This window comes from Algoriphagus aquaeductus (genome assembly GCF_003253485.1).
GTDB classification, from domain to species: domain Bacteria; phylum Bacteroidota; class Bacteroidia; order Cytophagales; family Cyclobacteriaceae; genus Algoriphagus; species Algoriphagus aquaeductus.
Genome location: NZ_QKTX01000017.1, coordinates 38695 through 58774, shown reverse-complemented (window position 1 = coordinate 58774; position 20080 = coordinate 38695). Strand labels below are relative to the sequence as shown.

Genomic DNA, 20080 nt, shown 5'->3' with positions numbered 1-20080 from the left:
CCCTGAGAATACCCTAATTTTATTTAAGATTTCGAAAGAGGTTTTTGCTTATGTCAGAAGAGAAAATGATGCGATTAGGCCAGATAGCCAGAAAGCTCAACGTGGGTACGGCGACCATCGTTGAGTCACTGGCTAAAAAGGGCTATGAGGTAGAGAACAATCCCAATTCCAAAATTAACATGGACCAAGTAGCCATGTTGGAAAAGGAGTTCAAATCCTCTGCCCTTGAAAAAGAGGAAGCTTCCCATTTGTCAATTGGGAAGCGTCATGAGCCTATTTCGCTCGAGCCTGAAACGCCAAAGCAGGAAAAAGCCCCTGAGCCGACTCCAGCACCGGTTCATAAGGAAGAACCTAAGCCGACACCTGCTCCAGCTGCCAAAGCAGAAGAGCCTCAGGCCGAAAAAATAAGCGCTGAACCCCCTAAGCTGGAAGGGATTAAAATTTTGGGAAAAATTGATCTCGAGAAGAAGCCGACACCGACACCGGCTCCTGCCCCTGCACCACAACCCAAACCAGCTCCAACCCCGGCGCCAGCTCCCAAAGTGGAAAAAGCTCCAGAGGCTCCAAAGCCTCAGGCCCAACCGCAAGCTGCTCCACAGCCTAAGCCCCAACCCGCTCCGGTTCAAAAGCCTGCTCCACAGGTACCAGTACCACAGCCGAAGCCAGTAACAGAGCCTGTTAAACCCGGACCTGTTCAGGATGAGGTGATCGCAGCCAAAGCAGACTCGCTCAAAGGCCTCACGGTCTTGGGAAAGATCGAACTTCCGGTTGATAGAGCGAAGAAAAAGGGCGGACCAGTGGCTTCGTCTGACGAAAAAGGAAGAGATAAAAAGCGTCCGAGAAAAAGAATTGACAAACCCGGAACTCCAGGGGCTCCTCAAGGTCAAGGCGGTCAAAATAGGCCTCAAGATCAGCGTGGAGGAAAGCCCGGCCAAGGCGGTCAGCAACGTGGCGGTCAAAATCAAAGAGGAGGCGGTAACCAGCAACAGCGTCTGCAGAAGGCAGAACCTACTCCAAAAGAAATTCAGGATCAAATCAAACAGACATTGGCGAGACTTCAGGGTAATAAGCCCGGAGGCAAAACCAAATCCAGAAGAGATAAGCGCGCCGAACGAGACCGTGAGGTGGAAATGGAGGGAGAAGAATCCAAAGTATTGAAGGTAACCGAATTTATCTCGGCTAATGACCTTGCTGCTTTGATGGACGTTTCTGTCAACCAGGTTATTTCTACCTGTATGTCTTTAGGGATGTTTGTTTCGATCAACCAAAGACTGGATGCAGAAGCCATTACCATCATTGCTGATGAATTTGGATATGATGTTGAATTCACCAAATCTATCGAAGATGAAATGGTAGAGGAGGCCGAAGATACGGAAGAGGAACTGGAAGAACGAGCCCCGATCGTGACCATCATGGGCCACGTGGATCACGGAAAGACCTCCTTGCTTGACTACATCAGGATGTCCAAAGTGACTGCTGCTGAAGCAGGAGGTATCACCCAACACATTGGTGCTTACGATGTAATGACCAAAACAGGTCATAAAATTGCCTTCTTGGATACTCCCGGTCACGAAGCCTTTACCGCCATGCGTGCCCGTGGTGCCAAAATCACGGACGTTGCCATCATAGTAATTGCAGCGGACGATAGCATCATGCCTCAGACTAAAGAAGCCATCAACCATGCTCAAGTGGCTGGTGTGCCCATGATATTCGCCATCAACAAGGTAGATAAGCCAAATGCCCGACCTGAGAAAATCAAGGAAGAGCTGGCAAACATGAACCTTTTGGTAGAAGATTGGGGTGGTAAATACCAGTCTCAAGAGATCTCCGCCAAGACCGGTCAGGGTGTAGATGAGCTTTTGGAAAAGGTTCTTTTGGAATCCGAAATCCTTGAGCTAAAAGCCAACCCTGATAAAAATGCAGTAGGTACAGTCATTGAAGCTTCGTTGGACAAGGGACGAGGATATGTCGCTACCATTATGGTGCAGGCAGGTACTTTGAAAATAGGAGACATCATGCTCGCAGGTCAGCATTATGGCCGTGTGAAAGCGATGTTTGATCATAAGGGCAAAAAGCTTAAAGAAGCCGGTCCTTCCACTCCGGTACAGGTCTTGGGTCTAAGCGGTGCGCCGCAGGCAGGGGACACGATTAAGGTATACGATACCGAAAGAGAAGCCAGAGAAATCGCCAACTCCAGAGAGCAGATTCAGCGTGAGCAAAGCTTGCGTACCAAGAAGCATATCACCTTGGATGAGATCGGTCGTCGATTGGCGATTGGTAGCTTCAAGGAACTCAACATCATCATCAAAGGTGACGTGGACGGTTCTGTGGAAGCACTTTCTGATTCCTTGCTCAAACTTTCTAAGGATGAGGTGAAAGTGAGCATTATCCACAAAGGCGTGGGTCAAATCTCTGAGTCTGACGTACTATTGGCCTCAGCCTCAGATGCGATTATCATCGGATTCCAGGTTCGACCTTCTTCCAATGCCAAGAAACTGGCTGAGCAGGAGGAGATCGAAATCCGTCACTACTCCATCATTTATGATGCGATCAATCAAATCAAGGATGCGATCGAGGGTATGCTTGAGCCGGAATACGAAGAAGTCATCACCGGTAATATCATCGTGCGTGAGGTATTCAAAATTTCTAAAGTCGGTACAGTTGCAGGTTCGTATGTGACCGATGGTTTCATCACCAGAAAAAACAAGATCCGCATCATTCGCGACGGGATCGTTATCCACGAAGGAGAGATCGATCAGTTGAAGCGATTCAAGGACGATGTTTCTGAAGTGAAGGCTGGATACGAATGCGGTATTTCCATCAAGAATTTCAACAATATCCAAATCGATGATACGATTGAAGGGTATGAAATGAAAGAAATCAAGCGTAAGAAGTAATTATTCTAACCTGATCATAGAAAAAGGAACGGTGCATGCCGTTCCTTTTTTAGTTTTGGGATATGCTAGAAGCGTTGAAAGTTCTCCTGCTAATTTTACTCGCTGCCTCGGTTGCTTCACTTTTGGCCGGACTGTACCGACCGGTGTATGTCCTTTGGTTTTTGGATCGGTTCAATCGGCTCAAAGTGCTACAAGTATATGGAATCGCTTCCCTGATTTTAGCATCACTTTGGATATTATTGGGATTACTCAGTTAGTTTCGGAATAAAATTTTACATATAAAGAAATTTCAGCAGAATGAACTGTTATTAGAAAAAATGGGGGAAGAAATTTTATTTTTCGCGGATTTTCATCCATTTTTCAAATCGTAATCAAATCGTTTTGAGAAGAGCTTTAGCCATAGTACTCCTTTGCTGCTTTGCCATATTTCACTTTGGCTACTATGCTTTTTATTTTTCGGCCAATATCTCCCTGGAAAATCGGTGGAAGGATAAAATCTATGGAGATCATATCGGACAGTTGGAAGAAAGGGTATTGGAGATTCCGCTGAATGCTCCCTACATGTCCAACCAGGAAGAATTTCAGGCCACCAATACACGGTTTGAAAAAGATGGCAAATACTTCAGGGCCATCAAACAGCGCTATCAAAACGATACCCTTCAGGTAGTGTATGTGCCTGATACGGCCCGGAAAGTCTTGGATTCTACGGTCAAAAAATGGATATCTTCCTTGGTAGATGATGAGCTACCCCAGGATCAAAACGGGAAGAACTTACTCAAGCTGTTTGCGAAAGACTATTTGGAAACAGACCTATTCGGCTTGGAAATCCCCAGCCGGGAGGGATATGAAATTAAGATTGGGTTTATTTTTTCACCTTACATGAGTCCTTATTTCACGCTTGACTCACCGCCTCCCCAAGGTTGATATTTTTCGATTCAAAGTTTCTCGAGAGTTGGTTTTGACTGATTCTTGGGTGATGGTTGTTTCCATTTCCCGGATTGGTATTTGGGCATTTCTTGCTTGAAGCGTCCTGGAAATATTTATTTCCTCAATTCACTATCTATTTCTATGAATTTCAAATTCAGAATTCTGGGTATGCTCTATGCGTGCTTGGGAATCTCTACTATATCTATTGCTCAAACTCCCACTGATGGATTGATGATGCCCAAAGGGGAGATTTGTATTGCTGTTGTGTATGAAAATTCCTCTTGGGGGCGCTATTGGGAAGGGACCTATTCTCGGGAAAATGCCAATATAGGCACCTTTACCCGCCAAATGCTGATGCCCATGGTGGTCGGTGGAATCACTGACAAGATCAATTTTATTGTCAGTCTGCCGTATGTAAAAACTGCCGCCACCGGTGGCCAATTGGCAGGAGTGGAGGGTATTCAGGATTTAGGTCTTTCGCTCAAAGCCCAAATTGTAGACAAAGCAGTAGGAAAAGGAAAGCTGATGGGATTTACCAATGCCAGCTTTAGTACTCCGGCTTCCAATTACCTGTCTGATTATATGCCATTTAGTCTTGGTTTCGGAGCCAATGAGCTGGGATTGAGAGGTATTGTTCAATATGAATTGGACAAGGGACCGTATCTCAGAGCTTCATTTGCATACCTCCATCGGGGTACTACCGAGGCAGAGCGTGATTTCTATTACAATGACGGGGCGTTTTACACCTCCACCATGGATGTGCCGGATGCGATCCACGGTCAAGTCGGGGTAGGATCCTGGTTTTTGAATAAAAAACTCCGGGTCGAAGCAAACCTCACCACCTTCAGGTGTGCGAAGGGTGACGATATCCGGGCCTATAATATGCCTCAGCCCACCAATAAAGTTGATTTTGACCGAGTAGAAGGATTTGCTCAGTACTATTTCAAAGGAAATGGGGGATTGGGGCTTCTAGCCTATTACAACCACATGTTTTCCGGGCGTAACATGGGGCAATTCTCAGGATATGGTCTTGGGATGACCTATCAATTCAAAGCCTATTAATTCGACTATTCCTATGAAAAAATATTTCTACTTCCTTATTGGTTTACTATCCTCTGTTGTTCTTCTGAACTCCTGTATGGAGGAATTGCCCACGCATTTTGAGTACCAAGGCTATGAATTTACCGATCTCGATCCCAATGCAGGACAATGGAGATTGGTAATGCATCAATCCCCTGAGCAGTTTACCATTCCTGCTCCAGCCGCCTCCGGATCGGCCGAGTTGAACAGGGAATTAACGGAAGCCAAGGAGAACATTTCCAAAATAAGTTCCAAACAGAAAGAAGCAGTCGACTATTGGACCAACAATCCACTATTGAGATGGAACGAAATTGCCTTAGAGCTTGCGACCAAATACAATTTGATTCCAGCTCCCAATCCGGATGGAACCTATCCTGCACCTGATGCGGCCAACCCTGGAAAATACCCCTTGTTTCCATACGCTCACCCACCCTATACGAGCAGAATGCTGGCGTATTTGAGTGTGGCACAGTATGATGGACTGATTATGGCCTGGCATTACAAATACAAGTTTAAGCGGCAGGCTCCCTATGAGCTAGATCCTCAAATCAAGTCTGCCTATGATGCCAACAAACTGTATTCTTATCCTTCAGATGGAGCGGTAATCGCAATTTCCTCAAGGGAAATTCTCACGGCCATGTTCCCCTTGGAGAAAGAATTCTTGGCCCAAATGGCCCAAGAGCATTTGGAATCGTTGATTTTGGCAGGGATTAATGTGAGCAGTGATGTGGAAGCCGGAAAATTGATCGGTGCCGAAGTCGCCAAAACAGCCTTGGCTCGGGCCTCGACAGATGGAATGCGTAATGCCCAAACCAATAAAGCCAAGTCAGATTCAATAAAGAATGCGGCAAAAGTCCGCTTTGGCTGGACTTGGGAAAATCAGGAAACGCCTCAAAGACCGGTTGGTTTGACTCCTTTGTTTGGATTGGTGAGAATGTGGAACGTTCCGAATGTAGAAGCAGTTCGGCCTGGGCCACCTCCAGCTCCTGGATCCGAAGCATTTAAAAAAGATGCTGAAGAACTCAAAAGATTTGCCGCTAACCTTACCACTGAGCAGCGTCGAATTGCCAATTTTTGGAATGATGGGTTGAATACCTACACTCCTCCCGGGCATTGGAACCGATTTGCAAAAGAAAAAACCGTGAAATACCGCTTGAGCCCGGTTCGTACAGCAAGAGTATTTGCCTTTATGAATATGGCCATAGTGGATGCAGGGATAAGCTGCTGGGATGCCAAATATTACTACCATTATCCTCGGCCTATCCAGACTATTCCCGGATTCAAGACGATTTTGGGTACGCCCAATTTTCCGGCATATACCTCGGGGCACAGTACCTTTTCTTCTGCCGCAGCTGAAGTTTTATCCCATTTCTTTCCCACCGATGCTCCCCAGTTCAGAAAATGGGCAGAGGAGGCAGCCATGTCCAGAGTTTATGGCGGAATCCATTATCGCTTTGATGCCGAGGTAGGTTTGCAACAGGGCAAAGCTGTCGGGGCCTATTCCGTCGCCAAAGCCAAACTGGACGGCATTGATTAATCTTTAACCTTAGAACACGATGAAAAAAATACTATTTACCTTGGTTCTAGCCTTGGCAGGACATCATATTTCTTATTCTCAAGGCTGCGTAGCCATCCGTCAATTTTCAGGAATCGGCAATGCGGTCGGTCAGCTTAATGTTCAGTCCAAAGGTGACTGGAATCTCAGTACCAACTATCGTTACTTCAAATCCTTCAGACATTTCCGCGGTACTCATGAAGAGCCAGAGCGGGTCGAGCAGGGGACAGAAGTGATCAACTGGTCTCACGGCGTAGATTTCAACGTCAGCTATGCATTGACTGATAGATTGTATGTATTAGCTTCTTTGCCTTTTGCATACAATGAAAGAAGCTCACTTTACGAACATGGGCGACAGTCCCGGCACATGTCCTATTCGGGAGGATTGGCTGATGTCAGACTCGGGGCCGGATATTGGCTTCTATCAGGCGAAAGAGCTGCTAAAGGCAATCTGGCACTGGGACTAGGATTTAAGCTGCCCACCGGAAACTACAATGCCAAAAGCACCTTTTACAATGTCGGGCCGAATGGAACTTCACAGATTCGCCCGGTCGACCAAAGCATCCAATTGGGAGACGGAGGATTTGGGATCACTATCGAGTCGCAAGGACTCAAAGAATTCAAATCTTCCCTTTTCGGGTATTACAATGCCTTTTATTTGCTAAATCCCCGAAATACCAACGGTACCCAGACCTTTCGAGCCAGACCAAGTGAGGGAATCATGAGCGTTCCTGATCAATATGCCTTGCGTGCAGGTCTTTTCTATGGGGTCAAAAAAATCCATGGATTGGGATTCTCGCTAGGAGGTAGAGTAGAAGGAGTTCCTGTTCGGGATTTGATCGGGGAAAGTGATGGCTTCCGTCGTCCGGGATATGTTATTTCGGTCGAGCCGGGAGTGAGTTACATGCTGGGTAATGTCACTGCGACCCTCAACGTGCCGGTAGCCTTAGTCAGAAACCGGACCCGCAGCCTCACCGACATTGCCGATTCGACTCCGGAAAATATACGGCATGGGGATGCTGCCTTTGCCGATTACCTGATCAACTTTGGCGTGGCTTGGAGAATTTCTAAAAAAGCACCTGCTGTATTTAACTCACTTTAATGACGACAAGCCCGGATTCACACATTCGGGCTTGCCTGTTTTTCCACAGCTGCCCATTCCCATGGGAAGGCTGGATTAACCTTCCCTTGGAATTGGGCTTTGGCCTGTTTCATTTTCTACTGAAAAAATCATCCTATGAAAAACCTGTTTTACCTGGGTTTGGGCATGTTGGTGCTGTTTCAATTTCTTAAGATTTACTTCATCATGCCCTTCCCAGGCAGCCAGCAATGGGATTCCATTGATTTTGCCTATTTCCTGCACCAGTACCGATGGGTGTTTAGGATAGCCTTAGGGGTTGTGATTTTAGCAAGAGTAGTGCCTGCTGTTTCCGTGAAAAGGAGATGGGTCCCTGCTCTTTCTTTGATAATAACCTTGGCCGCGATTTGGGCCTTCAATTTCAAAATGGCAGCGGATGCCATGTTTCAAGAACCCAGAGAACTCAGGTTCCTTGCCCGCGACTCTTTTGATGAAAATGACAGTACTCTGGTCGTTGCCATTGAAAAAGGGGACGAAGCCAAGGCCTATCCCATCCGGTACATTGTCTATCATCACCAAGTGAGAGATACCCTGGCCAGAGAGCCGGTGATGGTCACGTATTGTTCTGTATGTCGGACCGGAAGAGTGTTTTCGCCATTTGTGGATGGGAAACCCGAGAATTTCCGATTGGTAGGCATGGATCATTTCAATGCCATGTTTGAGGATACAGAGACCGGCAGCTGGTGGCAACAGGCCACCGGAGAAGCGATCACCGGGGAGTTAAAAGGGAAAAAACTCGAGGAAATCGAATCCATCCAATTGACGGCTGGTGCTTTTTTCAAAGCTTATCCAAACGGAAAAATCATGGCTGCAGACCCAAACTTCCTATCGAAGTACGATTCTCTTGGAAAATTTGAAAAGGGGAAAAGCGAAAGCAAACTCACCGGTACAGACCCCTTTTCCTGGAATGAAAAGTCCTGGGTGGTCGGCGTGGATCTGGAGAAAGGTGCCAAAGCCTATGACTGGAACCTGCTTCTGGAAAAAGAATCCATCCGGGATCGGGTAGGCAGCCAAGATATTTTGATTCTCTTGAATAAAGACACCCAGAGCTTTGTGGTGTTCGAAATTCCTTCGGATACCCAGTCCCATCTCTGGACTGGTGACACCCTTTACCTGGATTCAGCGGCCTATTCCTTTACGGGAAAATCACTGAACCCAACTCTAACAGATCTGAAACGCCTCAAAGCCTACCAGGAATTTTGGCACAGCTGGAGGACTTTCAGACCTGGAACTGAAGGGCCTAATCCAAAACCTCTCTAGACTTTTGCAGGCTCCTTAACTTCCTTTTTCAAACTCTTGAAGGCAAGAAAAATTAAAGAAATTGCCAAGACAAAAAGCAGGGCTGCAATCACTGCCAGGACATAGCCTTTCTCCTGATAATTTTTCCAGGCAAAAAGCCCCAAAGAAGCCAAAGTCACCGTAAACATGAAGAACATGGGGATGGTGACAAACGTGGCAGGGATATTTTTCTTAATGAGCCAAACCGCGATGGTCAGTAAAGCCAAAGCAGCTAAAAGCTGATTGGCCGAACCGAAAATGGGCCATAGGGTGGAAAATTCTCCTGAGGCTAGGAGCAAGATAGAGAGGATCACTACGACGAATGTGGACAGGTAGCGGTTTTTTGCCAACACCTGGGCCGCCGGTTGTGGCATATCCTCAAAATATTCCTGCAGAGTAAATCTGGCCAATCTTGTACACGTGTCTAAAGTGGTCAGCGCAAATGCCGAAACCGTGAGCGCGACAAAACCTACCGCAAAGGTTTCCGAAATTCCCAAGGTAGCTATCATTCCTCCCAAACCGGTGGAAAATAATGCCACAGGGCCCTCTGCCCCAAGTCGCTCGACATATTCTGTTCTGGATAAGACAATCACAGCCCCCACAGAAATGATGGCTAGGAATGATTCAATCAGCATCCCTCCAAACCCCACGATTTTCGCATCACTTTCTTTATCCAGTTGCTTGGAAGTGGTACCGGAGGCCACAAGAGAATGAAAGCCCGAAATTGCCCCACAGGCAATGGTTACAAATAAAACCGGAAAAACATATCCCAGACTTTCACTGCTTGCCACGACGCGGGTGTCCATTTCGATTTGAGGATTGGCCACTAGCACACCGGCGACCGCGGCGATCATCATCCCATACAAAAGATAACTGTTGAGGTAATCTCTGGGCTGAAGCAAAAGCGAAACCGGAGTCACAGAAGCCAGGAAAGCATAGGCCAAAAGGCCCAAAATCCAAATTTTGTAATCCAAAACAAAGGGAAGTTGGGTGCCTAAATAGACGAAGTAGTACATCAGAATCACGCCGACCACAGTCACCAAAATGAAAGCAATATTTCTGTTGCCTACCATTCGATTGACAAAGCCAAAGGCTACTGCCAGAAAAATAAAAAAGATCGAGGCTGAGGCAACTCCGGGATTGGAGACAAATGTTTTGGCGATGATATCCGCAAATACACCTATTACCAGAATCAAGGTAGAGAAGCTAAACAAAACAAAAAGCTGCTTTCCTTTTGCTCCGATTTGGTTTCGGATGATGACTCCGATCGATTTCCCCTCGGTACGCAGGGAGGCCGCCATACTTCCCAAATCATGAACAGCTCCAAAGAATATTCCCCCTGCCAGTATCCAAATCACGGCAGGAATCCAACCAAAAGTTACCGCAATGATGGGCCCGACGATGGGACCTGCGCCTGCTATCGAGGCAAAGTGGTGGCCCAAGACCACAATCGGCTTGCTGGGTTCATAATCCACCCCATCCCGATGCGTATGGGAAGGTGCTTTTCTGGAATCATCCAACCCAAATTTTTTATAAACAAAATTACCATAGAGCCGGTAGGCCAGAAAAAGAATTACAGCGGAAATCAGAAGGAGAAGGGATAAGCTCATGGTTATTTGGTATAGGCGAGGATGGGCAACTTGAAAATTCAATTTTCAAAAGGATCTCAAAATAATGTAAAATCGGCCGGCTTAAAAAGTGATTTTTAATGCAGGGATAACAGGGCTAATATTTATCCCGAGGAGAATAAAATTTTAATTACTGGAGATTAGGTCTAAATTTGTGACCTTTGACTTGTCAAAAAACAACCTAAATTATCTTTATGGCTTGGTTTAAAAGAACTGACAAAGGCATTAAAACTTCCACTGCGGAAAAGAAAGATGCTCCCGACGGGCTTTGGTTTAAAACTCCCAACGGCAATATCATTCACACAAGGGAATTGAAGAACAATGCCTACGTCTGCCCGGATGACGATTTTCATGTGAAAATCGGCTCCAAAGAATACTTCGAAATACTTTTTGACAACAATAAATTTACCGAACTCGACCCGGAAATGAAGTCCGGTGACCCGCTAAAGTTCGTCGATACCAAACCCTATTCCTCCAGGATCGAAGCTACCATCAAAAAGGCTGAACTCAATGATGCGGTGAGGACCGCTTATGGTAAAATGAACGGGTTGGATTTGGTTGTAGCCTGTATGGACTTCAACTTTATCGGGGGGTCTATGGGATCTGTGGTCGGTGAAAAAATCGCAAGGGCGATTGATCATTCGTTGAAGCACAAAATTCCCTTCTTGATGATTTCCAAGTCAGGCGGTGCACGAATGATGGAAGCTGGTTTTTCTTTGATGCAAATGGCGAAGACCTCTGCCAAGCTTGCTTTGTTGGATCAAGCAAGCATCCCTTACATTTCTCTTCTGACTGATCCGACCACAGGAGGTGTGACCGCTTCGTATGCGATGTTGGGAGATTTCAATATTGCTGAACCGGGGGCATTGATTGGTTTTGCCGGACCAAGAGTGATCAGAGAGACGATCGGTAAGGATTTGCCAAAAGGCTTTCAGAGTTCGGAATTTGTTTTGGAACACGGATTTCTTGATTTCATCATCGATCGCAGACAGTTGAAATCAAGATTGACCACTTTGCTAAACCTCCTGAACAATTAATCAGTTATCTCATCAAAATCCCACTGTAATTCAAGCCAAATTTGAATGCATTTTTGGCCTGTATTATGGATTAATAAATATATTTGTGCTCCCAAAAAGGGGCAAATTCCTACGAAAAAGTAAAACCAAAATTTCATGGGTTCTGTAATTATTACGTCCATTGTAGCATTCACGGTGATTATCCTGCTACTGGTACTTATCCTCTTGTTTGCTCAGTCCAAACTGGTCAACTCAGGGGATGTGAAGATTGTCATCAATGTTGATGAAGGTAATCCGATTGTTGCCTCAGCGGGTACAAGCTTGCTTTCTACCCTTGGCAATCAGAAGATTTTCCTTCCTTCTGCCTGCGGTGGAGGGGGTACTTGCGCGATGTGCAAGTGTGTGGTCGAAGAAGGTGGAGGAGATGTCCTGCCTACCGAAGTGGGGCACTTGAGCCGTGCAGAGCAGCAAGGCAAAGTTCGTCTCGCCTGTCAGGTGAAAGTGAAGCAGGATATGAAAATCCGGGTACCTGAAGAAATTTTTGGTATCAAAAAGTGGGAATGCGAAGTAATTTCCAACTACAACGTTTCCACCTTTATTAAAGAATTTAAGGTAAAACTGCCTGAAGGCGAAACGCTCCACTTTGAAGCAGGAGGTTATATTCAGATTGACGTGCCTGCCATCACGGTGAACTTCAAGGATATGGACATTACGCCTCATCCGGAGTTGGGTCACCCAGCTGATGTCTACAAAAGCGATTGGGATAAATTCGGCTTGTGGAGCTTGGTCATGAAAAATGACGAACCGCTCTTCAGAGCTTACTCTATGGCCAACCACCCTGCAGAAGGCAATATCGTCATGCTTACTATCCGTATCGCAACTCCACCATGGGATAGAGCCAACAACCGTTGGATGGATGTAAATCCGGGCGTTTGTTCTTCGTATGTGTTTTCCAGAAAGCAAGGGGATAAAGTGACCATCTCCGGTCCGTACGGTGAATTCCATATCAATCCTACCGAAAGAGAAATGGTCTATATCGGTGGGGGTGCAGGTATGGCTCCATTGCGAGCTCAGATTTTCCACCTGTTCCATACGGAGAAGACCCACAGAAAAGTATCTTACTGGTATGGTGGTCGTTCTAAAAAAGAACTTTTCTACGTGCCTCATTTCCGTGAAATCGAGAAAGAATTTCCAAACTTCAATTTCCACATCGGACTTTCTGAACCGCTTCCTGAAGATAACTGGAAAATCAAAAAATCCCTTGACGACAGAGAAGCTGATGGTTATGTAGGATTCATTCACCAAGTGTTGTACGACAATTACTTGAAAAATCACCCTGAGCCGGATGAAGTAGAATATTACCTGTGCGGCCCTCCATTGATGAATGCGGCCGTGTTGAAACTTCTTGATGACATGGGGATACCCAAAGAGAATATCCGATTTGACGACTTCGGTGGTTAATGAAAACAAAAAATCCTGCCTCGGCGGGATTTTTTGTTTAGGGCCATTTTTGTTTAAAAGGATTAAAGGAGTTTTAACGGCTATCTGGATTAAGGTCTAGTTTGAAACTTAGGCCAAATCTTAGATTCTTCCCCTGTCGGTTTTACTAACCGAATTCAGCCCTCCATGACAAAATCAGCCGAATATTCGTCAAAAGGCAGAATTGCGTATGATCAGATTTGTTTATTTTTAATTCCTCAACTACCCACTATGAATCTTCAAACCTTTTTTGACCCTGTCGCCAAATTCCTTTCCGAAAAAGCATATCCGGAGAATTCCTTTTTCAGTCAGATTACCATCCATCAGGAGACCTTCCCCGACTTAAACGACGTGCAAATCGCATTGGTCGGTCTGAAAGAATGCCGTGGCTCGAGACATGCCGAAAGCATGGAAAGGGGGAGTTCAGAAATCAGAGAGAAACTCTATGAACTGAAGAAGGGGATGGTTACCAATAAAGTCGCAGACTTGGGAGATTTGATTTCGGGGGACAGCTTGAATGACACCTATCAAAAGATCCGTCAGGTTGGCGAGTATTTGATGAAGCATCAGGTCCTTCCGGTTTTTTTTGGAGGTTCGCATGACTTGGATTACGGACAATACCTATCCTATCAAAAAATGAAGAAGCTCGTCACGATGGTGACGGTGGACGCCAAAATAGATATGGAAGAATCAGGTCCTGAGAGTGATCGGCATACGCAGGAGATCGTTTTGCATCAGCCAAACTTTCTGTTTTCCTATACCCATTTGGCGTATCAGAGTTTTTTGGTGGATCCAACCTTGGTCAATGTGATGGAGAAGCTGTATTTTGATCATGTGAGATTGGGACAAATCCGTGATAATTTTAAGGAAACTGAGCCCCTGATCCGGGATGCGGATCTGATGAGTATAGACTTGAGCGCTATCCAATCCTCGGTAGCTCCCGGGGCGGTGGATGCTCAGCCCTTTGGACTTACCGGAGAGGAAGCCTGTCAGATCTGTTGGTTTGCAGGTACGAATGAAAAACTGAGTTCGTTTGGAATTTATGGATATGATCCCTATTTCGACGATGCCCATAATAAGACAGCCAAAGTGGCCGCCGTGATGATTTGGTACTTTATTGAAGGATTTTACAGTAGAAAAGATAGCTTGTCGTTCAAAAGTGCCGATTACATCAAATACACCGTGTCCTTGGATACCAAGCCCAATACCCTCGTTTTTTATAAGAGTAAGCGAAGCGGCAAGTGGTGGATGGAAATCCCGCATAATGAAACAGATCGATTTGACCGGGTGAGTACAGTTTCGTGCAGCTATGCGGATTATCAACTGGCTCAAAAAGGAGAAATCCCGGAGCGATGGATCAATGCCCAAATCAAACTGTATTGATTACCGACTCATCTCGGAATTGATCCCATTTCAGGCTTGGACTGCGATTTTCTCTACAACGAATCACAGGAAGCCCCAAGTAAATTTTTCCAAACTTCATGAAAACCTATACCAAACAGCAGCTTTCTCTTCGTAATGGTCAGGATAAGCCCGAAATTTGGATAGCATTTCGGGGTGTGATCTATGATGTGAGTGCATCTAGACTTTGGAAAAATGGAACGCATTATGAGCATTGGGCAGGGCAGGACCTGACAGAAGAATTGCAGGATGCCCCTCATTCCGAAAAGGTGTTTGAAAAATTTACGGCTATAGGCCAACTGATATAATATGATTTTAATTGCAGACAGCGGTTCCAGCAAGACAGACTGGAGAGTAATCCACCGGGATGGCCAAATCAGCCAATATCGAGGAGTAGGATTTAATCCATACTACATGACTGCGGAGGAGATGTCGATCCAAATGAGGCATGACTTTCTGGTCAACTTACAGGAGGAGATCGAGGTGATTTTCTATTATGGTGCAGGATGTGCTGCGCCGGAGCGGAAGCAGGAAGTAGCCGAAGCGCTCAGGTCTATTTTTTCCAGGGCAGAGATCCATGTAGACCATGATCTCGCTGCTGCAGCCCATGCCACCTGTGGGCATAGTCCGGGGATCGCGTGTATATTGGGTACAGGATCCAATAGCTGCGATTATGACGGGGAAAGGATTACCGCTACCCGACCTGCAGCCGGTTATATCTTAGGAGATGAAGGAGGAGGTTGCTATATCGGCAGGAAATTTCTTCAGGATTTTATTCATGAAGAAATGCCTTCAAAAATTAGAGAGGCGGCTATTGAGCGATTTCACCTCACCCAACATATTATTCAGGATCATGTCTACCGTCAGCCTTATCCCAGTCGGTACATGGCCAGTTTTTGCAGGTTTATTTCCGAAAACAAATCAGATCCCTATTGCTATGGTCTATTTTACAATTCTTTCAAGGATTTTTTTGCCAAGCATGTGTGCAAGTATACCCACTACCGGGAGAAGCCGGTTAGCTTTGTCGGATCCATCGCCTATTACAATAGCGACATTTTGAGAAAAGCAGCCTTGGATACCGGTATCCAAGTCAATCTAATCATCGAAAGCCCTATTGCGGGGCTAACTCTTTACCACCAGCAAAAATTATGAAAAAGGTAACTGAAAGCAGCTCGCATTATGATCATCTAGAACAAATGGGGGTCATGGAACTGTTGCAACATATCAATGCAGAGGACCACAAGGTAGCTCCGGCAATAAAGGAAAAGTTGGATTCGATTTCCGAATTGGTCGAGCAGATTGTACCCAGAATGCGGGAAGGAGGAAGATTATTTTACATTGGCGCAGGTACAAGCGGGAGATTGGGGATTTTGGATGCTTCAGAGTGTCCTCCTACCTATGGCGTGCCGCATGATTGGGTCATCGGGCTGATTGCCGGTGGGGATGCAGCCATTCGTAAGGCAGTTGAAAATGCGGAGGATGACCCCAATCAGGCATGGTTGGATATTCAGGCATATGGATTTTCTGAGCTGGACACCGTGATCGGCATAGCTGCATCCGGTACTACCCCCTATGTCATTGGTGGCGTGAATATGGCCCGGGAAAAAGGACTTTTGACTGGATGCATTACATGCAATCCGGGTTCTCCATTGGCAAAAGCGGTAGAATTTCCGATTGAAGTAGTGGTCGGGCCGGAGTTCGTCACCGGAAGTACCCGAATGAAATCAGGTACCGCCCAGAAACTGGTTCTCAATATGATCTCCACAGCAGTCATGATCAAATTGGGAAGAGTCAAAGGCAATAAAATGGTGGATATGCAGCTTTCCAATGCAAAATTGGTAGATCGAGGTACCAAAATGATTATGGAGGCCACCGGATTGGACTACGAAAAGGCCAATCAGTTATTGCTTTCTGAGGGATCGGTTCGAAATGCAACAGAATATTATTATAAAAATCAAAAGGGAGCTTAAATAAAATTCGGTAGCCGAGAACCACTTTGCGGGGATTCCTCTTATCTTTGTTGCCCGATTAAGCATTTGAAATTCATAGCCTTAGGTTTTGGTGTAGGATTTTCTTATGGAAAGCATAAAGCACATTTCGCTCAAAATTATTCAAGCAATTTGCGCTCAATTTCTTACTTAATAGAAAAATTTAAGTTCTGACTTCCGGTAGATAGGCTTCCAACCTTGGCTTAGAGAAAGAAATTAGCTAGCCACTTAAAAGGGTTACAGAAAAAAAGATTAACTAACTACAGCAGTGATGCTGCAAAATCATGAAAAAAAACAATCCTAGAAAACCATTTTTCAACGAAGAAAAAAAGGACTTCGACTCACCCAAACGGCCTGATTTTTCCTCCAAAGGCTCAAAATTTAGCAAACCAGAAGGCAAATCAGAATTCAAGGGCAAATCTTTCGGGAAAAAGGAAGACTCATTTGACAAAAAGCCTTTCCGTAAAAAATCCGACGATCAAGCTTCATTTGGAGATAAGCCCAAGGGAAGATTTTTCAAAGAAGAAGGAAAATCCTTTGACAAGCCTGGATACGGCAAGCGGAATGAGACAGATTCCAATGATCGAAAATCATTTGGAGACAAGCGATTCGATAAGTCAACCGGAGCTCCCAAGAAATGGGAAAAAGGAGAGGATCAATCTTTTGGCAAAAAAGCTTTTGGAGACAAGCCTGAGCGATTTAAAAAAGAAGGACCATCTGAGAAGAAATTTAGCTCCAGAAAACCGGATTTTGAAAAGCCTTATGGTGAGCGTCCTGAGAGAGGCGGTAAAAAAGAGTTTGGGAAAGAAAAATTTTCCAACCGGCCTAAGTCTGATTTCGATAAGCCATTCAAAAAGGATGTTTCGGGTGATAAATTTAATCCTGAGACAGGAGAGAAGTTGGTTTACAAGGGAAGAGGCAAGGATCAGAAGCCGATTTTCGGTGTAGGGGAGCGGCGAAATTCCTCAGAAAGCAGCGGTGAAAAACGTGGATTTGGAAAAAACAGACCCAAGCGCGTGGAGCTTAATCCTGACCGTCCGGATTACAACTTTGACAACTTGCCCCAGAAGAAATCCAAAAAGGAATCAGAAGATCTGATCCGACTCAATAAATACATCGCCAATTCAGGGATTTGCAGCCGAAGAGAAGCCGATGATCTGATCACCAAAGGATTGGTCATGGTCAATGGAGAGGTGATCAAAGAGATGGGATATAAGGTGAAGAAAACAGATCGGGTGGTTTTTGAAGGGAAAAGGATCAATCCAGAGAAGCCCGTGTATGTTCTTTTGAACAAGCCCAAAGACTTTATCACCACTACCGAAGATCCCATGGAGCGAAAGACCGTGATGAAACTGGTGGAAAATGCCTGCGAGGAACGAATTTTCCCTGTGGGAAGATTGGACAGAAATACGACCGGTTTATTGCTCTTCACCAACGATGGGGAATTGGCTGCAAAACTCTCGCATCCTTCCAATGAAATCAAAAAAATCTATCAGGTCACGCTGGACAAGCCACTCACGCACAAGGATGAAGAGGCTATCTTGGAAGGATTGACTTTGGAGGACGGAGATGCCAAAGTGGATGATATGCAGGTGCTTTCCAAAGACCGGACGATCCTTGGATTGGAAATTCATATTGGCAGAAACCGGATAGTGAGACGAATTTTCGCTCACTTGGGCTATGAAGTGATTGCCCTGGATCGCGTCATGTACGCTGGATTGGACAAAAAAGACCTCAAACGCGGGCACTATCGATTCTTGACCGAACAGGAAGTGATCCGACTGAAATATTACATCTAAGAATAAAGGCCTCAAATTGAGGCCTTTTCTGATTTATACAAACCCCTTCAACTGCTGCACCAATTCCCGCTTGGTAAGTATGCCTCCTTTTCTCCAGAGTATTTTTCCACGTTTGAAAAGGATATAGTGAGGGATGGATCGGATTCCAAACTGCTGACTGAGTTGGGGATGCTTGTCTACATTAAGCTTTAGCAGTTTGATTTTTCCTCCAAGCTCAGCCAGTGATTCCTCCAATACCGGATTCATCGTCTGACAGGGCCCACACCAGTCCGCATAGAAATCCACCAAGAGGACTTCTTGGCTTTGGCTGATGATTTCTTTGGGATTCTTTTTGGGCATACGAAAAAACAACTGGTAAGTGGAAAATTAATCTTATGTGATTTAACCTGGTTTATGCATTAGAATTCGTAGCAGCCTGTCCCGAAGTATTTCGGGAAGAACTCAAAATACAAGAAAATCAGGTACTTTGGATCCCGATAGTTATCGGGAGAAAAGTGAAGTGAAACGACTGATTTTGAAGCATTATGAGGTCGTAGTAGTTTTTCTAATGCATATTTAAGGTTTAAGGGTAAAAAGACCAGCCAGGTTTTCAAAACCTGGCTGGTCTAGTCTACTCGCAGGGTTTCCTTTTTGGAGATGCTCAAAAAAAACCGGCCTTTTGAGCCGGTTTATGTGAAGATTACTTTTGAGCAGGTTGCTGAGGAACCTGAATTCCCAACTTGGCAAGAACCAGTTCGGTGAATTTATCTTCTTCTTTGGTGTAAAGAAGGATAGGCGCTTGACCGGCTGTTTCTGCGAAAATATGCGTGTAATTATTCTCTGCAGCTACCGCATTGATCGCGTTGATCACTTTGGTTTGCAAGGGTTCCAACAGTTCCTGAAGTTTTCTCTGATAAGAAACCTGAGCGTCTTGCTCATACTTTTGCAAATCCCCCTGAAGTTTGGTCAACTCCTGTTCTTTGGTAGCTCTGGCAGTTTCGGTCATGGTAGCAGCAGCTTGCTGATAAGCCTGTACCTGACGCTGAAAATCAGCAGCTTTGGTCTGGATATTGGTTTGAAGCTGGGTTTGATAATCTTGGATGTCTGCTCCGATTTGTTCCATTTCAGGCATGAGGTCCATGATTAACTCCACGCTCGTGTATCCGATCTTAATGTTTTGAGCCTGAGCGGTGAATCCTACGAACAGCAACGCTATTGCAGCTAGGATAACTTTTACTTTCATATGTGTATAATTTGTGTTTTTAAATGGTCTAACTTTTTTTCTAAACGTGAGCGGCCTCACATGTGCTCGATTTAATCTGTAAGATGGTTATTTAATTATTGTCTTCAATTCCCAATTCGTCCAAAACAAACTCCGAATAGTCATGCCTTGGATCAGTGTAAATGATGGCCGACGGTCCGGCTGCCTTGTCAAAAAGAACCGCCAGATTGTTTCTTCTGGAGACCCGTTCGATGGCATCATAGATTTTGGATTGCAGGGGTTGCAGCAGTTCTGCCTGCTTTTGATAATACATCCCGTCAATTCCAAAGATCCTGCTGTTAAACTCCTGCGAAGCCTTTTGCTTCGCCTTAATCTCTTCCAACCGCTTTTGATACATCTCTTCGGTCAGTAGTACTTCTTCAGCTTTCAGCTGAGTATTCATTTCTTTGATCTCCTGATCCAAACTTTGTGCCTCTTTCTTCCACTGGTCACTCAGTTTCTTAAGTTCCTCCTGGATTACTTTGTAGTCCGGGTGCTTGTTGAGAATGTATTCTGAGTCAATGTATCCAAACTTTTGCGCAGCTAATGGGCCCGTATTCAGCAGAATGAGCAGCAAAAGTACAATTTTCAATGGTTTATTCATGGCTTCTTCCAGTTTTCCAAGCGAGGGATAGCGGCATTATTAACGTTTTA

The 20080-nt window shown here is 45.3% G+C and carries 18 protein-coding genes; 14 read left to right on the top strand and 4 right to left on the bottom strand.

All coding sequences use genetic code 11. The features are described from left to right. Window positions 1–50 precede the first annotated feature (50 nt). From infB to CLV31_RS18490, 7 genes are all read left to right on the top strand, one after another. Window positions 51–2897: a translation initiation factor IF-2 gene (gene infB / locus CLV31_RS18520; RefSeq protein ID WP_111394572.1), complete on the top strand. Its 2847-nt coding sequence runs from the start codon at window positions 51–53 to the stop codon at window positions 2895–2897. Between the two features lie 62 nt (window positions 2898–2959). Continuing rightward, complete coding sequence (locus CLV31_RS18515) at window positions 2960–3154, top strand: hypothetical protein (RefSeq protein WP_111394571.1); 195 nt, start codon at window positions 2960–2962, stop codon at window positions 3152–3154. A gap of 124 nt (window positions 3155–3278) precedes the next feature. Then, the gene (locus tag CLV31_RS18510; protein ID WP_111394570.1) at window positions 3279–3821 is read left to right on the top strand and encodes a hypothetical protein; all 543 of its coding nucleotides are present in this window, start codon (window positions 3279–3281) and stop codon (window positions 3819–3821) included. A 144-nt stretch (window positions 3822–3965) separates the two neighbouring features. Further along, on the top strand, window positions 3966–4886 hold the full coding sequence (locus CLV31_RS18505; RefSeq protein ID WP_111394569.1) for a transporter: 921 nt from the start codon (window positions 3966–3968) through the stop codon (window positions 4884–4886). 13 nt (window positions 4887–4899) lie between these two features. Beyond that, window positions 4900–6441: a phosphatase PAP2 family protein gene (locus tag CLV31_RS18500; RefSeq protein WP_111394568.1), complete on the top strand. Its 1542-nt coding sequence runs from the start codon at window positions 4900–4902 to the stop codon at window positions 6439–6441. 19 nt (window positions 6442–6460) lie between these two features. Then, entirely contained in the window at window positions 6461–7561 is a 1101-nt protein-coding gene (locus CLV31_RS18495) for a hypothetical protein (RefSeq protein ID WP_111394567.1), read from the top strand. A gap of 135 nt (window positions 7562–7696) precedes the next feature. After that, window positions 7697–8857: a DUF3179 domain-containing (seleno)protein gene (locus CLV31_RS18490; protein WP_111394566.1), complete on the top strand. Its 1161-nt coding sequence runs from the start codon at window positions 7697–7699 to the stop codon at window positions 8855–8857. On the opposite strand, the gene CLV31_RS18485 is transcribed toward CLV31_RS18490, so the two are convergent. Beyond that, entirely contained in the window at window positions 8854–10485 is a 1632-nt protein-coding gene (locus CLV31_RS18485; protein WP_111394565.1) for a carbon starvation CstA family protein, read from the bottom strand. The two genes, CLV31_RS18490 and CLV31_RS18485, sit on opposite strands and share 4 nt — an antisense overlap. A gap of 212 nt (window positions 10486–10697) precedes the next feature. Between CLV31_RS18485 and accD the strand changes: the two genes are divergently transcribed. The 7 genes from accD (at window position 10698) to CLV31_RS22225 (ending at window position 18186) form a co-directional block, all read left to right on the top strand. Beyond that, window positions 10698–11540: an acetyl-CoA carboxylase, carboxyltransferase subunit beta gene (accD, locus tag CLV31_RS18480; protein ID WP_111394564.1), complete on the top strand. Its 843-nt coding sequence runs from the start codon at window positions 10698–10700 to the stop codon at window positions 11538–11540. A 135-nt stretch (window positions 11541–11675) separates the two neighbouring features. Then, entirely contained in the window at window positions 11676–12980 is a 1305-nt protein-coding gene (gene nqrF / locus CLV31_RS18475) for an NADH:ubiquinone reductase (Na(+)-transporting) subunit F (RefSeq protein ID WP_111394563.1), read from the top strand. Between the two features lie 249 nt (window positions 12981–13229). Further along, complete coding sequence (locus CLV31_RS18470; protein WP_111394562.1) at window positions 13230–14381, top strand: formimidoylglutamase; 1152 nt, start codon at window positions 13230–13232, stop codon at window positions 14379–14381. A gap of 98 nt (window positions 14382–14479) precedes the next feature. Then, a complete protein-coding gene (locus CLV31_RS18465; protein ID WP_111394561.1) occupies window positions 14480–14707 on the top strand; it encodes a cytochrome b5 domain-containing protein in 228 nt (75 codons plus the stop codon). 1 nt (window position 14708) lies between these two features. After that, window positions 14709–15551 carry an N-acetylglucosamine kinase gene (locus CLV31_RS18460; RefSeq protein WP_111394560.1) on the top strand — a complete coding sequence of 281 codons (843 nt, stop codon included), beginning with the start codon at window positions 14709–14711 and terminating at the stop codon, window positions 15549–15551. Further along, window positions 15548–16369, top strand: a complete 822-nt coding sequence (gene murQ, locus CLV31_RS18455) for an N-acetylmuramic acid 6-phosphate etherase (RefSeq protein ID WP_111394559.1) — start codon at window positions 15548–15550, stop codon at window positions 16367–16369. The genes CLV31_RS18460 and murQ overlap by 4 nt, the downstream gene beginning before the upstream one ends. A 302-nt stretch (window positions 16370–16671) precedes the next feature. Continuing rightward, window positions 16672–18186 carry a pseudouridine synthase gene (locus CLV31_RS22225; protein WP_111394558.1) on the top strand — a complete coding sequence of 505 codons (1515 nt, stop codon included), beginning with the start codon at window positions 16672–16674 and terminating at the stop codon, window positions 18184–18186. Between the two features lie 33 nt (window positions 18187–18219). Here the strand turns inward: CLV31_RS22225 and trxA are convergent, their stop codons facing one another. From trxA to CLV31_RS18435, 3 genes are all read right to left on the bottom strand, one after another. Next, complete coding sequence (trxA, locus tag CLV31_RS18445; RefSeq protein ID WP_111394557.1) at window positions 18220–18525, bottom strand: thioredoxin; 306 nt, start codon at window positions 18523–18525, stop codon at window positions 18220–18222. Window positions 18526–18865: 340 nt separating this feature from the next. Beyond that, window positions 18866–19408, bottom strand: a complete 543-nt coding sequence (locus CLV31_RS18440; RefSeq protein WP_111394556.1) for an OmpH family outer membrane protein — start codon at window positions 19406–19408, stop codon at window positions 18866–18868. A gap of 91 nt (window positions 19409–19499) precedes the next feature. Further along, on the bottom strand, window positions 19500–20030 hold the full coding sequence (locus CLV31_RS18435) for an OmpH family outer membrane protein (RefSeq protein WP_111394555.1): 531 nt from the start codon (window positions 20028–20030) through the stop codon (window positions 19500–19502). Between the last annotated feature and the right edge of the window lie 50 nt (window positions 20031–20080).